This window comes from Pseudomonas sp. P9_31 (assembly GCF_034008235.1).
In the GTDB taxonomy this organism is placed as follows: Bacteria; Pseudomonadota; Gammaproteobacteria; order Pseudomonadales; family Pseudomonadaceae; genus Aquipseudomonas.
Genome location: NZ_CP125375.1, coordinates 1,320,598 through 1,336,151, shown reverse-complemented (window position 1 = coordinate 1,336,151; position 15,554 = coordinate 1,320,598). Strand labels below are relative to the sequence as shown.

At 59.5% G+C, this 15,554-nt stretch carries 10 protein-coding genes; 6 read left to right on the top strand and 4 right to left on the bottom strand.

The annotated features are described in order from the left end of the window. Nucleotides 1-12: 12 nt before the first annotated feature. Together QMK51_RS06100 and QMK51_RS06095 are read right to left on the bottom strand one after the other, a co-directional pair. Nucleotides 13-447: an NUDIX domain-containing protein gene (locus QMK51_RS06100; protein ID WP_320393444.1), complete on the bottom strand. Its 435-nt coding sequence runs from the start codon at nt 445-447 to the stop codon at nt 13-15. Nucleotides 448-547: 100 nt separating this feature from the next. Next, on the bottom strand, nt 548-1,927 hold the full coding sequence (locus tag QMK51_RS06095; RefSeq protein ID WP_320393443.1) for an HD domain-containing phosphohydrolase: 1,380 nt from the start codon (nt 1,925-1,927) through the stop codon (nt 548-550). Between the two features lie 257 nt (nt 1,928-2,184). Between QMK51_RS06095 and QMK51_RS06090 the strand changes: the two genes are divergently transcribed. The 6 genes from QMK51_RS06090 (at nt 2,185) to QMK51_RS06065 (ending at nt 12,482) form a co-directional block, all read left to right on the top strand. After that, entirely contained in the window at nt 2,185-4,491 is a 2,307-nt protein-coding gene (locus QMK51_RS06090) for an EAL domain-containing protein (protein WP_320393442.1), read from the top strand. Then, nucleotides 4,488-6,362 carry a putative bifunctional diguanylate cyclase/phosphodiesterase gene (locus tag QMK51_RS06085; RefSeq protein ID WP_320393441.1) on the top strand — a complete coding sequence of 625 codons (1,875 nt, stop codon included), beginning with the start codon at nt 4,488-4,490 and terminating at the stop codon, nt 6,360-6,362. The genes QMK51_RS06090 and QMK51_RS06085 overlap by 4 nt, the downstream gene beginning before the upstream one ends. A gap of 44 nt (nt 6,363-6,406) precedes the next feature. Continuing rightward, nucleotides 6,407-7,366 (top strand): cytochrome-c peroxidase, encoded by a 960-nt coding sequence (locus QMK51_RS06080; RefSeq protein ID WP_320393440.1) that lies wholly within the window; start codon nt 6,407-6,409, stop codon nt 7,364-7,366. Further along, nucleotides 7,363-9,174, top strand: a complete 1,812-nt coding sequence (locus QMK51_RS06075) for a DAHL domain-containing protein (protein ID WP_320393439.1) — start codon at nt 7,363-7,365, stop codon at nt 9,172-9,174. Before QMK51_RS06080 ends, QMK51_RS06075 begins: the two co-directional genes overlap by 4 nt. Continuing rightward, nucleotides 9,171-10,577, top strand: a complete 1,407-nt coding sequence (locus QMK51_RS06070) for an ATP-binding protein (protein ID WP_320393438.1) — start codon at nt 9,171-9,173, stop codon at nt 10,575-10,577. Before QMK51_RS06075 ends, QMK51_RS06070 begins: the two co-directional genes overlap by 4 nt. 285 nt (nt 10,578-10,862) lie before the next feature. Continuing rightward, nucleotides 10,863-12,482 carry an FMN-binding glutamate synthase family protein gene (locus QMK51_RS06065; protein ID WP_320393437.1) on the top strand — a complete coding sequence of 540 codons (1,620 nt, stop codon included), beginning with the start codon at nt 10,863-10,865 and terminating at the stop codon, nt 12,480-12,482. On the opposite strand, the gene QMK51_RS06060 is transcribed toward QMK51_RS06065, so the two are convergent. Both QMK51_RS06060 and QMK51_RS06055 read right to left on the bottom strand, forming a co-directional pair. Further along, nucleotides 12,460-14,049, bottom strand: a complete 1,590-nt coding sequence (locus QMK51_RS06060; protein WP_320394484.1) for a glycosyltransferase family 39 protein — start codon at nt 14,047-14,049, stop codon at nt 12,460-12,462. The genes QMK51_RS06065 and QMK51_RS06060 overlap by 23 nt on opposite strands. After that, the gene (locus QMK51_RS06055; RefSeq protein ID WP_320393436.1) at nt 14,046-15,554 is read right to left on the bottom strand and encodes a glucosyltransferase domain-containing protein; all 1,509 of its coding nucleotides are present in this window, start codon (nt 15,552-15,554) and stop codon (nt 14,046-14,048) included. The genes QMK51_RS06060 and QMK51_RS06055 overlap by 4 nt, the downstream gene beginning before the upstream one ends.

Genomic DNA, 15,554 nt, shown 5'->3' with positions numbered 1-15,554 from the left:
GTCCTTGGACGATCAGGCGGTTTCGATCAGTGAGGCTCGATAAAACGGCAAGATCAGGTCCCGTGTCAATGGCGCCAGGGTGATATCGCCGTCGGTAGCCGGATCGATCCAGCGCACCTCTTCGATTTCCGCCGCCGGGGAAACATGCGAATCGATGGTCAGTTGAAAGAGTTCGGCCTGTACGACAAAACCCGGCTCGTTGGCGGCCGGTGCCGAAAATGTCCCCAGGTAAGCGGCGTGCGCCGGATCGATGACCAGTCCCAGTTCCTCTTCCAGCTCACGGGCAAGAGCGTGGACCGGTTGCTCGTGGGCCTCGATCTTGCCCCCCGGTTGCATGAACGCCAAGGTGCCGCGCTTGCGGACCAGCAAGGTGCGACCATCGGGGCCGATCAGCAGAGCGGCGGCAATGCGGATGATGCGGGGCGAAGCGATGGATGAAAGCGTCATGGATCAAGCTCGGCCTTGGATAAAAAGCGCAAGGATCACACGAGTGTCGGTTCTGCGTCACGCCGAAAAAGCATCTGCCGAGCCCCGCGCCCACAGTTGATCAGTGCTGAGCCTGGAACACCTCTCCCACCTCGAGAAGTGCGGCCTCTACGTCCTCCGGCACTTTCACGAAAATACTGTACTTGGCACCCTCCATCGCCTCGAAAGCGATCAGCTTTTCCACCAGTGGCCCGTTCAACACCTTGCCGGCATTGAGAAGCAGCATGCCGTTGTCGGCATTCAGGTTGCGAGCCAGGATCATGCCCGCCAGCAGATCCCGGGTGGTCAGCACCTTGACCGTCGGATCGGCCAGCGTCACGTCACTCAGGTAAGCGGCGCAGACTTGAATGAAATCCTCCAGCAGTTCCGGGTCGTAGAGGCGACCGGCGTACTGACGGATATACACCAGGGCTTCATCGCTGTTCATCTGCCGTTCGAGGATCAGCCCGCGTTGCAACTCGATGAAGTCCACCGCCAGTTTCAGCAACCGCGAACCGAACGGAATCGCTTCGCCCTTGAGCCGGTCAGGAAAACCGCTGCCATCCCAACGCTCCTGGTGGTGCAGGATCAGCCGGGCGGCATCCTTCATCGGATCGAGTGTCATCAACAGCGACTCACTCTGCTTCGGATAACCCCGATAGCGCTCGCGGTCATTGTGATGCAGCAGATCCGAAGGCGTACTCATCATGCTGTCGGTCCAGCTCAACTTACCGATGTTGTAGAGCGCCGCCGCCATGGTCAGGTCACGACTGCTGCCTTCGTCCAGGCCATGGCGTTTGCAGTACATCCGCACCAGTTCGATGATCTGTCGGTTGGTCTGCTTGGCGGGCGGCAGGCGCAGGTTGGCCAGCAACGAAAATACTTCGGTGCCGGTGACATAGCTGCGTTTGAGCTCTTCATAGGCCAGGTCGAGCATGTCGGCGGTCTGTTGCAGCTCGCTGGTGCGGGCCGCGACGTGTTTTTCCAGGGTGGTGTTGAGCTGCTTCAATCGCTCGTTCTGATCCCACGTCTCCTGCACCAGGCGCACCCGTTCACGCTCGGAGTGCTGATAGGCGAGTGATTGTCGCAACGTCAGCAGCATTTCCTCATCGTGCCAGGGCTTGCTGATGTAACGATGGATCTGACCTTCATTGATGGCTTTGATAATGGCCGCGGGCTCGGCATAACCGGTCAGCATGATCCGGAGGGTGTCGGGGTAGCGCTGATGCACGTGGGCCAGCAGCGTGGCGCCGTCCATATTGGGCATGCGCGTGTCACTCATCACCAGGTCAACCGGCCGCTGCGCCATGATTTCCAGGGCCTGGGCGCCGCTGGTGGCCAGCAGCACCTCGTAGGGCTGGCCGCGCAGCAGGCGGCGCAGGCTGTTGAGAATCGACTCCTCATCGTCGACCAGCAGTAACGTGGGTTTATCGGTCACAGTCGTGGGGAGTTGCTCTTCCATGGCATTACCTCAGGTGAAACCAGCCTCTTTATGTCGGGCGCGGGCAAACGTCCTATGACTTTCCCTGGCCTGACCTACAGGCTAGATGATTTTCAGACCGACCCCGGAAATGATTCGTTTCGGGCAACCGGGCGAATTTCTGACCTGGCGACTATGCTCAGATCACTCGGATCCAAACGATGCCCGCTCCGTCCAGCAATCAGGGAAGGGATACCCTCTATGAGCTCACTGCACCAAACTGCTGTCGGTCCAGGCGCATGTCAGTGAATACGCTGCTTGCGCGGGCTAATCGTCGGATTCTCATCGTCGACGACACCGCGTCGATTCATGAGGACTTTGCCAAGATACTCAGCCCGCCATCGAACGAAGACGACAGCCTGGCCAGCGCCGAAAACGCCCTGTTCGGAACCGCTGTGTCGGTATCGCCGCAAGGTTTCATCATCGATTCCGCGTTTCAGGGCCGCGAAGCGCTGGACAAGGTCGAGACCGCGCTGGCGAATGACTCTCCCTACTCGATGGCCTTCATCGACATGCGCATGCCGCCGGGCTGGGACGGCCTGGAAACCATCGAGCGCCTGTGGCAGGTCGATCCCAAGCTGCAAGTGGCGCTCTGCACCGCGTATTCCGACTATTCCTGGGAAGATATCGACGAGCGTCTGGAGCTGGGCGACCGCCTGCTGATCCTGAAAAAGCCCTTCGATGCCATCGAAATCCGTCAGATGGCCAGCGCATTGACTGCCAAGTGGCAAATGACCGAAGACGCGGCGCTGAAGATGTCCTTGCTTGAGCAAGCGGTCGAAGAGCGCACCCGGGAGCTGTCCGACGCCAACATCATCGTGCAGAACAGCCCGACCATTCTGTATCGGCTACGGGGTGAGCCGTCGTTTCCGCTGATGTACATCTCCCACAACATCACCAAATACGGCCACGTCGCGGCAGCCCTGGTGGCTTCGTCCAACTGGGCTCAGGAGCTGATCCACCCCGACGATCAAGAGAAAGTCGACACGGCCATGGCCCGGGTGCTGGATCGCCATGCGGCGGGTGCTTCCATCGAATTCCGGATGCGCACCGGCGACGGTGACTGGCGCTGGGTCGAAAACCGCTATATCCCGGTGCGCGACGATGAAGGCCGCTTGCTGGAAGTCGAAGGCATCATCATCGACATCACCGAACGCAAACAGGCCGAGGAAAAAATCGCCCTGCTGGCCCGTACCGACGGGCTGACAGGGCTGGCCAACCGCGCAACGCTGATCGAGCGGCTGCACCAGGCGTTCGCCGCCGCCCGGCGCGGGGCCACACCGTTCGCCATGTTTTACCTGGATCTGGATCACTTCAAACGCATCAACGATACCCTCGGTCACCCGGTGGGCGACCTGTTATTGCAGGAGGTCGCCCGACGCATAAAAGGCTGCGTGCGGGAAAACGACGTGGTCGCCCGCCTGGGTGGCGACGAGTTCGCGATACTGCAACTGGACGTCAGCGATCCGACCCACTCCGCGGCCCTGGCCGCCAAGGTCCGTGATGCGTTGGTGCTGCCCTACTCCCTGGCCGGCAATAATGTGCGGGTCTCGGTCAGCATCGGTATCAGCAGCTACGCCCCGATCAGCCTCAGCGCCGACAGCCTGTTGACCCAGGCCGACATGGCGCTGTACCGCTCCAAGGAAAAGGGCCGCAACCAGTACCACTTTCACTCCGAGGAGATCAATCAGGAAGTGGTCGAGCGCATGACCATCGCCAACGACTTGAAAACGGCCATCGAACACAACCAACTCGAACTCAGTTACTGGCCGGAAGTGGACTTGAGCAGTGGCAAGATCCTCGGGATGGAAGCCCAGGTCAGCTGGAATCACCCCCTGCGCGGTTTGCTGGAAGCCCCGGCGTTTCTGCCTGCGGCGGAAAAGACCGGCACCATCGTCGCCCTCGGTCACTGGGTGCTGGATCACGCCTGCCGGCAAATGCGCCAGTGGCGAGACGAAGGCATGGCGCCACCGGTGGTGGCGATAAAACTGTCCCTGGCTCAGCTCAAGAGTGGTCCCGAGCTGATCTACGACGTACTGCGTACCACCGCGCGCTGGGAACTGTGCCCATGGGACCTGCGCTTCGACGTCACCGAAGCGACCCTGGCCCAGACCAAGTGGACCCACAACGATGTACTGCCGCGCCTGCGTGAACTGGGGGTGAAGATTGCCATCGACGACTTCGGCACCGAATACTCTTCGTTCGACTACCTCAAGACTTACCAGGTCAATCACCTGAAACTCGCTCAGGCGTTCATCGACACCGCCGCTCACGACGCGGCCAGCGCCACCACCTTGCGGGCCATCATCAATTTCGCCCGCGACGTCGGGATCGGCATCATCGCCGAAGGCGTCGAAACCCAGGAGCAGCGCACTTCACTGATGGCCACCGGCTCACCGATGAACGCCCAGGGTTACTACTTCAGCAAAGCGGTCAGCAGCCAGCAGGCCGCCGAGTTGCTGAAGGCCGGGAGCATCGTGCATGCGAACCATGGTCCCGGATCAATACCGGGCGATTCGCGGCGTGCCACGGAGGACAAGGAATGAAGACTTCGTTCGTCCAGGCCAATCGGCGCATCCTGATCATTGACGACACACCCTCGATCCATCAGGACTTTCGCAAGATTCTCGGCGCCGAGACCGACGATGAACAAACTCTGGCCGGTACTGAAGCGGCGCTGTTTGGCAGCCAGCAGCCAACTCGGCCGACGTTCCAGCTCGACTCCGCCTACCAGGGCCAGGAAGCGCTCGAACTGGTCAATCGCGCCCTGGCCGAAGGTCGCCCTTATGCCCTGGCGTTCACCGACATGCGCATGCCGCCAGGCTGGGACGGTCTGGAAACCATCGAACGACTCTGGAAGGCTGATCCTCATCTGCAAATCGCGCTGTGCACCGCCTTCTCCGATTACACCTGGGAAGCCATGGCCGAACGGCTGGAATTCGGTGATCAGTTACTGGTGCTGAAAAAACCCTTCGACAGCCTGGAAATCCGCCAGATGGCCAGCGCCCTGACCTGGAAATGGCAGATGGCGCAGGACGCGGCGATGAAAGTGCTGAGTCTGGAGCAAACCATCGAAGCCCGGGTCCACGAACTGCTCAAGGTGTCTCACCTGTTGCAGTACGACGTGTTGACCGAGTTGCCCAACAGCACCTTGCTGGGTGACCGGCTGAACCAGTCCCTTGCCCTGTCCAGACGCCATGACAAACAACTGGCGGTGATGTTTCTGGGACTCGATCGCTTCAAACGCATCAACAATGCGTTGGGTCATCCCACCGGTGACGAGATGCTCAAACGGGTCGGGCAAAGCCTGGTCGCCAACGTGCGCGCGTCCGACTCGGTGTTTCGCTACGGCTCCGATGAATTTGTGGTGATCCTGGCTGACATCCACCACCCCCAACAGACCAAGGGCATCGCCGAAAAACTCTTGAACGCCATACGCGCGCCCCAGCACGTCGCCGGTCACGACCTGAGCGTGACGGCCAGCCTGGGCATCAGCATCTACCCCGATGACGGTTTCGATGCCATTGCACTGATCAAGAAAGCCGAAACCGCCATGCGCAACGTCAAGGAAAGCGGCCCGAACGATTTCAGCTTTTTCATCGATGAGATGAACCAGCGCGCCCGGGAACAGCAGACCATCGAATCGGGCATTCGCCTGGCGCTGGAACGGGACGAATTTGTCCTGCACTACCAGCCCAAACTCGACCTGGGCAGCGGCAAGGTGGTCGGCGCCGAGGCGTTGATCCGCTGGAAAAAACCGGGGCAAGGCTGGGTCTTCCCTACCGACTTCATCGGCGTGGCCGAAGACAGCGGCTTGATCGTACCGTTGAGCAAATGGGTGCTGGCGCAGGCCTGTCGGCAAGCCTGCGCCTGGCAAGCGAACGGTTTGCCGAAGATTTCTATGTCGGTGAACGTGTCGGCCATCGATTTCCGTCAGCGGGATTTTGTCGAAGGCATCGAACAGATACTCAAGCAAACCGGTATGGAACCGGCCTTGCTGGAGCTGGAAATCACCGAAGGCGTTTTGATGCAGAACGTCGAGGCCACCATGGTCGCGCTGAACCGGCTCAAGGCATTGGGCGTGCGGCTGGCCATCGATGACTTCGGCACCGGGTATTCCAGCCTGAGTTATTTGCAACGGTTTCCCATCGATGTGCTGAAAATCGACCAGTCGTTCATTCGTGGCCTGAGCCGTGACAGCAACGACGCGGCCCTGGTCAGCGCCATCATCAGCCTGGGCAAGAGCCTGAAACTGACCGTCATTGCCGAAGGGGTGGAAACCCTCGAACAACTGAATTTCCTCAAGGCCCTCCAGTGTGAGGAAGGCCAGGGTTACTACTTCAGCAAAGCCGTGGAGCCGGATGCCTTCGTGCAATATTTGACGTCCGTGAAACCCGCGCCATCCGCCGCCACATGAGCGACGTGCAACGACACTCAGGCCATCAGCCAAGGGATTATATGATGTCGCGCTCCTTCTACTACCTGCTTCTCGCGCCTCTACTCGGATGTTGTCTGATGGCCAATGGCGAGCCGCTGGACGAACCGCTCAAACCCTTGCCCGCGGTGCCCCAGCAGAATCCCTTGCAAGTCGAACTCGGTCGCCGCTTGTTCAACGAGCCACGCCTGTCGGTCAACAACCGCCTGTCCTGCGCCAGTTGCCATCGTCTGGAAATCGGCGGTGCCGACGACAAGGCGTTGTCTGTCGGCTTCAAAGGCGATCCCCTGACGATCAATACCCCCAGCGTGTTCAACTCAAGCCTGAACTTCCGGCAATTCTGGAACGGGCGCGCCGACACCCTGGAAACACAGGCCCACGAAGTGGTGCAGAGCCCCAGCGAAATGGGCAGTCATTGGGAGCATGTGGTCGAAGTGCTGTCCGCCGACCCTGATTACAAAAGCGCTTTCACCAAGGCCTACCCGGACGGCGTGACCATGAACAACGTGCAAAATGCCCTGGCCACCTACGAGCGCACGCTGATCAGCGCCAACTCGCGTTTCGACCAGTACCTGCTGGGCAACACCGAGATTCTCACGACCGAAGAAAAGTACGGTTACCAACGCTTCAAGGACTATGGCTGCATTGCCTGCCATCAGGGGGTGAACATCGGCGGCAACATGTTCCAGAAATTCGGGGTCATGGGCGATTACTTCCAGGCTCGAGGCAATCCCACCGAAGCCGATCTGGGCCGCTATCTGGTCACCCAGGCCGAGGAGGACCGCAACGTGTTCAAGGTTCCGAGCCTGCGCAATGTCGCCGTGACCGCACCGTACTTTCATGACGGCTCGGCAAAAACCCTCGAAGAGGCGGTCGACGTGATGTTCAAGTTCCAGCTCGGTCGTGTGCCCTCTGACCAGGACAAGGCCCTGATCATCAAGTTTCTCAAGACCCTGACCGGTGAATGGGGAGGCAAGCCGTTATGAAAATATCGCCCCGTCTCAGCCTGCTGTTGCTCACCTGCGTCGCCCTGCTGCTCGCCTCGATACTGCTGTTCCTGTACTTGCAGTCCAACTCGGGCCAGGCCTCGACCTATACCGAGTCCCGGGACCTGATCCGCCACATGAAACAGCTGAACGCCCAATGGGAAACCGAAATCCTCAAGTCCAGGATTGCCATCACGCATAACTACGATCCGTTGGTCTCGCCCCTGACCGAGCTGACAGGTCGGTGGGAGCAATTCGACAAGCTCGAAACGGCTAATGGTCGCAAGGACGCGCCGGTGTGGAAGGCCAGTCATGAAGCTTATCTGGCGACCATCAAGGAAAAGACCCGACTGGTGGAGCAGTTCAAATCCCATAACGCTGTGCTGCGTAACTCCCTGGCATTTTTACCGACCGCCGAAGACGATATCCAGGGCCAACTGGCCGCTCTGCCGGACGAAAACAAACTGCGGTTGCAGAACATCGCCACCGACACCTATGACTTGTTGCTCAGCAGCCTGGAGTTCGCCCAGGTGACCTCCGACGACAAGGCCGCCCAGATTCTGGTGGGTTTGAACAAACTGGACGTGAACAAGGAGCGATTGCCGGAACAGTTTCACAGCCCGATCACGATACTGAGCAACCATATCGCGCTGATCCTGCGTGAACAGCCCATCGTCAATCGGCTGCTCGAGAACATCGCCGCCATCCCGGTGGCGGAACGCCTCGATGACATCAACGGCCTGCTCAATCAGGATCAACAACGCACCGACTCCATCAACCAGCGCTACCACTTGTTCATGCTGGTGTTTTCCACGCTATTGGTGCTGTTGCTGCTGTATATGGCGATTCGCCTGATGCGCAGTTTCACGGTGATCAATCGCGTCAACAAAGCCCTGCAGACCGCCAACGACGTCCTCGAACAACGGGTCGAAGAGCGCACCCGCGAACTCAAGGACACCCAGAGCGAACTGCTCGACACCGCGCGCCAGGCCGGCATGGCCGAAATCGCCACCAATGTGCTGCACAACGTCGGCAACGTACTCAACAGCGTGAACATCTCGGCCGACCTGGTCACCCGCAAACTGCGTAGCAGCAAGGCCCTGGGGCTGGGCAGGGCGATGCAGCTGATCAACGAACATCAAAGCGACCTGGGCACCTTTCTGACCCAGGACGAGAAAGGAAAACTGCTGCCCGGCTACCTGAATCAACTGGTGGACGCCATCGCCCTCGAACAGCAAGGCATGGCCGACGAACTCGCCCAACTGAGCAAGAGCGTCGACCACATCAAGGACATCGTCGCCACCCAGCAATCCTACGCGGGAGCCAGCAGCCTGATGGAACCGCTGCACATCAACGAACTGCTGGAGGACGCCCTGCGCATGAACGCCGGCGCCCTGACCCGGCATCACGTCACGGTGGTCAAGGAGTACGGCGACGTGCCGCAGGTCATGGGCGACAAGCACCGCTTGTTGCTGATTCTGATCAACCTGATCAGCAACGCCAAGTACGCCATGTCCGACCTCAGCAACCGACAGCGGCAAATGACCCTTGGGGTAAAAGTCGTCGAGGGCACGATCCTGCAAATCAGCGTCAAGGATGACGGCGAAGGCATCGCGCCGGAGAACATGACGCGGATCTTTGCCCACGGCTTCACGACCCGCAAGGAAGGTCACGGCTTCGGCCTGCACAGCTGCGCCCTGGCCGCGATCGAGATGAACGGCCACCTCACCGTCCACAGCGACGGGCCGGGCAAAGGTGCCCTGTTCACCTTGCAGATCCCGCTCAAACCCGTAACGGTGGAAGCATGAGCGAGCATTTGAACCGACGCATTCTGCTGATCGATGACACGCCGTCCATCCATGAAGACTTTCGCAAGATCCTCACCCCGATGTCGGCGCAACATGCAGAACTGGACGAAATGGAGGCCGCGCTGTTCGGCAGCGAAGTAAAATCCGCCAGCGCTCTGTTCGAACTGGATTCGGCTTATGGCGGCCAGGAGGGGCTGGGCAAACTTATCCAGGCATTAAAGGAAAACCGCCCTTACGCCCTGGCCTTCGTCGACATGCGCATGCCTGAGGGCTGGGACGGTGCACAGACCATCGAACACCTGTGGCACGAAGACCCGCAACTGCAAGTGGTGGTGTGCACCGCCTATTCCGACTATTCCTGGGATGAACTGCTGGACCGCTTGCAGGCCCACGATCGCCTGCTGATCCTGAAAAAACCGTTCGATAACATTGAAGTCCAGCAGATGGCCAACACCCTCCTCACCAAATGGGACATGACCGAACGGGCTTCCATTCAGATGAGCCATCTGGAGCATCTGGTGGACCAGCGAACGACCCAGTTCAAACAGGCCAGCGAGGCGTTGCAGCGGGAAATAGACGAGCGTAAACAACTTGAAAGCCAGTTGGTGCAGTCGGAAAAGCTCGCCTCTCTGGGGCAACTGGCAGCGGGCGTCGCCCATGAAATCAATAACCCCATCGGCTTCATTTCCTCCAACCTCGGTGCCCTCGATGGCTACTTCAAACAACTGCAGGAAATGCTCGATGCCTATCGAGGGGCGGAAACGGCCATTGCTTCAAGTGACGTCATCGACCGTCTCGGCCAGTTGCGCGAACGGATCGAACTGGACTTTCTGCGCGAGGACATTCCGCTGCTGATCAAGGAGTCCAAGGACGGGATCAACCGGGTCGGGCAGATCGTCAAAGACCTGAAGGACTTCTCCCGCGTGGACTCCAATCAGGAATGGCAGTGGGCCAATCTGCAACAGGGCATCGAGTCGACCCTGAACATCGTCGCCAATGAACTCAAGTACAAGGCCGATGTGGTGAAGGAGTATCAAGACCTGCCCGACATCGAATGCCTGCCGTCGCAAATCAATCAGGTGATCATGAACCTGATCGTCAACGCGTCTCAGGCCATGGGGCCGGACCGGGGCACCATCACGTTGCGCACCGGGTTTGAAGGCGAAACGGTGTCGATCGAAGTCGAGGACACCGGATCCGGCATCGAACCGGACAGCCTGCAAAAAATATTCGACCCGTTCTTCACCACCAAACCGGTGGGCCAGGGGACGGGGCTCGGGTTGTCCCTGTCCTATGGCATCGTGAAAAAACACCAGGGCGATATTTCGGTACGTAGCGAAGTCGGGGTGGGCACCACGTTTCGGGTCCGGTTGCCGGTGCGCCAGACAAAAACAGCGGCCTGAACACCTGACAAAATGTGGATAAAATCCCGGCCCGAGCTGTTTTCGTTATTTCTCCAGGCGCAGAATGCCTGACAACCCTGTTCTGGCACAGGAGATCTCTGTGGCGAGGGAGCTTGCTCCCGCTGGATCGCGAAGCGATCCCAAAACAGGCAATGCGTTCAGTCAGACAAACCCCGTCAGTAGGTTTTGCGACTGCTGCGCAGCCGAGCGGGGGCAAGCCCCCTCGCCACAAAAACCTGTATGCCACTGCCCTACAATTACCGAGTCCGAACCCAAGGAAACCGTATGAGCCTGTCACTCCTGAGCCGCTACGCCTTCTTTGCCGTCTGCGTGATGTTTACCCTCGCCAGCCTGCCCTTTCTGGAATACGACTGGCTCTGGCCGTTCACCGCCGTCACCGGCATCCTCACCCTGATAGGCCTGTTCGACCTGCTGCAAAGCCCCCACGCCGTGCGCCGAAACTACCCGATCCTGGGCAATATTCGTTATCTGGTAGAGGGCATTCGCCCGGAAATCCGCCAGTACCTGCTCGAGTCCGACAGCGATGCCCTGCCCTTCTCCCGGGCCCAGCGCTCACTGGTGTATTCGCGGGCCAAGAATGAAAGCGCCGACAAACCTTTCGGCACGCTGATCGATGTGTATCAGTCGGGTTTCGAATTCATTGGCCACTCGATGCGCCCGGCGCCGTTGAGCGATCCAAGCGGTTTTCGCGTAACGGTCGGCGGCCCGCAGTGCCCCCAGCCGTACTCGGCGTCGGTGTTCAACATCTCGGCCATGAGCTTCGGCTCCCTCAGCGCCAACGCCATTCGTGCGTTGAACCAAGGCGCCAAACTCGGCAACTTCGCCCATGACACCGGCGAAGGCAGCATCAGCGCTTATCACCGGGAGAACGGCGGCGACCTGACCTGGGAACTGGGCAGCGGCTACTTCGGCTGCCGCACCGCCGATGGCCGCTTCGATCCGGAACGCTTCGCCGCCCAGGCACAGACTCCGCAAGTGCGAATGATTGAAATCAAGATGAGCCAAGGCGCCAAACCCGGCCATGGCGGCATCCTGCCCAAGCACAAGGTCACCAAGGAAATCGCCGAAACCCGCGGCATCCTGATGGGCGAAGACTGCATCTCACCGTCGCGCCACAGCGCGTTTTCCACGCCGATCGAACTGATGCACTTCATCGCGCAACTGCGCGAACTGTCCGGCGGCAAACCGGTGGGCTTCAAGTTTTGCCTGGGCCACCCGTGGGAATTCATGGGCATCGCCAAGGCCATGCTGGAAACCGGCATCCTTCCGGACTTCATCGTCGTCGACGGCAAGGAAGGTGGCACCGGCGCCGCACCGGTGGAGTTTACCGACCACATCGGTGTACCGATGCGCGAAGGCCTGTTGTTCGTGCACAACACGCTGGTGGGCCTGAACCTGCGAGACAAGATCAAACTCGGCGCCAGCGGCAAGATCGTCAGCGCCTTCGACATCGCCAGCGTTCTGGCCATCGGCGCCGACTGGGCCAACTCGGCGCGCGGCTTCATGTTCGCCATCGGCTGCATCCAGTCGCAAAGCTGCCACACCAACAAATGCCCGACCGGCGTCGCCACCCAGGACACCCTGCGCCAACGCGCGCTGGTGGTTCCGGACAAGGCCCAGCGCGTGTTCAACTTCCACCGCAACACGCTCAAAGCCCTGGCCGAAATGCTCGCCGCCGCGGGCCTGGAACATCCTTCGCAATTGTCGGCCAAGCATCTGGTGCGGCGCATGTCGGCCACAGAGATCAAACTGTTCTCGCAGTTGCATGTGTTCCTCAAGCCAGGCGAATTGCTCACCGGAGAAGTGAATGGCGAGTTTTACTCGCGGATGTGGCAGATGGCGCGGGCGGACAGTTTTGAGCCTAATGAAGCGGCGGCTGCGTAGGACGTGTTTGCGCGCCAACCTCAGGGGTTGGCGCGTCCTCCAGGATGAACAAGCGGGCTTCACTGTCCCCTTCCCTTAGCGTCTGCGCCTGTTTCCAGTGTTTGGGAAACAAGGCGTCATGTTCAGGACGAGCGTAGCCCGTGACCCACCAGACTCGCCTGGCATTCAGTTTCAGGGTCGAAAAATCGTTGAAGAAAATCGAGTGCAGGTGACGGGGGATGAGTGCCCAACCGCCATATTCGGCGGTTCCCCAAAGGGTGCCTGTCGGTGCTTTGAAGACGTATAGCCTCGGCTGGATGCCTGTCGAGTTGTAGTACGTGAACGGCAAGTACCAATACAGGTTATCCACAATGATCTCGTCACCCGGACGGACTTCGCGACCGAGACCCGCGACCACGGCGTCCAGCCTCGCGTCTTTGCGAATGCTTGTCCCGTTCATCTCATCCGTTTGTGCGTAAACCGCCGAAAGCCCGTGGACTTCTGCCCACACAATAAAAACCAGGGCGACAGCGGCAAGGGCGGCGTGGCGTTGGCCCCATGTGTCCAGCGCGAGCGCAACGATAAGGGGCAACGCAGTGGCTGCGAACACCAGGTATCTGGCGTTGAAAACCGGAACGATCAGCGACACCAGAAACACGGTCAGTACCGGCACAAAAAAATAGCCCACCAGCAAGACGCTGAAAGGTCGCTCATTGCGTGCCTTGAGCAGCACCGCAGCGGCGCAAACAATGATCAAAACCAAGGGTGTCATGCGCCATAAGTCACTGGCTGAACCCTCCATCACCACAAGTTGCCAAACGAAAGTCAGCACCGTCCGCCAAGTGAGTGGCGGTATCCATTCGAGCCCGTCCATTCGCAGCAGTTGGCGGATGAGAAGCGGTATCCACGGCAGGTACAACACAACGATCGCACTGTTGGCCAAGATCCACGCACGAACAGGTACCGTGCCTTGGGCCTTGCGCTCTAGCCACCAAAAAAGCCAATGCACCAACACGCCCAACGCAGCGAAGTAATGCGTGTAGAACGCAGCCGTCATCAGCAGCACGTAAAAGACCGGATAACGTTTTTGATCCGCTGCCCTGACCCAGCACACCAACGCCACGGTCGCGCCCATCAGCCAAAAGCCGAGCAAGGTGTACATTCGCACTTCCTGGCTGTAGCGCACCGATATCGGTAGCAATGCCAACAACAATGCCGCGATCCAGATTGCTCTTCGCGTGGCCACCAGACTCATCAATTTCATGCACAGCAACAGCGTGCCGACATCGGCCAGTGCACTCAGGGACCGCGCAGACAACACGCCATTACCGAACAACAACATCCAGAAATGCAGCAAGGCATAGTAAAGCGGCGGATGAACATCCCGAGCCGTCGTGGCCCAGATAGACGTAGGCGAGCCCTCGGCCAGCAGTATGCTGTAGGCCTCGTCGTACCAGATGACCGGCACGGTGATGGCGTGAAACCTCGCAAACAACGCGATCGCCAGCACCGCCAGCAGACCTGCCCCGTCGGCAACCCGGGATGGAAAGCGTTTGGGACAGGTCGAAGAGGCACTCACCGGCTTCACCACGCAAGCGCGGTGATCGGAGTCGGCTCTTTCATCACGATGAAACCGTAGTCACCCAACAGATAGAGACTGTAGAACTTGCTCTCCACCAGCGGCGGATAACCCTGGTAACCCACCAGTGTCGCGTTGCGCCGCTCCCTCTCCGCGACCACGTTGGTGATGCCTGCTTTCGGCAGGTTTTCCGCCAGCATGTAGAAGTTGATGTTCAGCAGATAATGCAAAATCGGCATCTGCTTGAACGAGCCCGCAGCCTCCACCAACCAGTGATCGGAGTAACTCACCGACATGTAGATGCGCTTGGCCTCGCGCAATGGCCGATGGGACGCAATGTCATGCCCCAGGGAAAACAACGCGCTGGATGCAAAGGTGTTCTGCACTGTCAGCACGCGGCCATAAGCGTAGGACAGCGAAAGCATGGCCAGCAGCGGAACCACCAGCAACATCGTCAGCCGCTCATGGATGGACGTCAGCGCCAGATGGCTCAAATAGAACAGCAGCACCAACAGCACCGCGAAACCCATCAAGGTTCTGGCGCCTTCATTGAAGTCGCGGAAAAACAGCGCGGCCCCCGACACCAGCAAGGTCACGACCGGCACGGTCAGCACGCAGACCAGCCCCATCACGACTTTTCTCAGCGCCGCGTCCTGGCGTTCGATCACGTTCCTGGCCAGACGTACGCTACCCGCGATGGCACACAGCAGCAGCGCGGCGAACACCCAGGCGAATCCGCCGTGAAACAACAGCACGACTTTTTCCAGCACGCGGCCGATGTTGATTTCAACTTGCAGCCAGGGCGCCGCCGCCCAGTTCAGCAACAAGGCGCGATTCTGATTCATGTACGGATAGGCCGTGACGCTGTAGATCAACCCGCCGAGCCCCGCCTGGGCGATTTTCCAGCCGATCAACTCGCACCACTGTGGCCAGGTCCACTTGTCATACGCGCCCCAGAGCAGTTCGAGGCAACACAGGCCCAGAAACACATTCAGGCTCACCTGATAGAGCCCCAGCGCCAGCGCAATCAGGAAGGCCGGCACCAGCCATTGCAGAATGCGCGAGGCGTGACGAAACGTGATTGCATAGATCACTGCCACCAGGCTCAAGGCAATGGCCGGCCCGTCGTATTGATACGACAGGTTCTGCAGGAAGAACGGGTTGTACCAGAGCGGCAACACCACCAGGCAGCGGGACATCGTCGGCTGCGGGTAGTAATGGAACGTCAGGCTGGTCAGCGCAAAAGCCATGGCCAGCGTGGCGATCAACAGCGGCAACGGAAAGATGTTCGGCGCGGCATCGCTGAAAGTCAGCAGGTTGTAGAACAGCTCGGTGAACAATCGCCCCTGCCCTGCCCAGGCAGTACCGGCCGACAGCGAGCGCCAGTTGTCATCGATGTAGGGGTAGTCCGCGAGGATCAGCGGAATGACATAAACCAGGGTCGCGATCTGAAAAAACAGCCAGACCCGACGACGCCCGAGCTCACTGCTGAACACATCGCTCAGTCTGCCCAT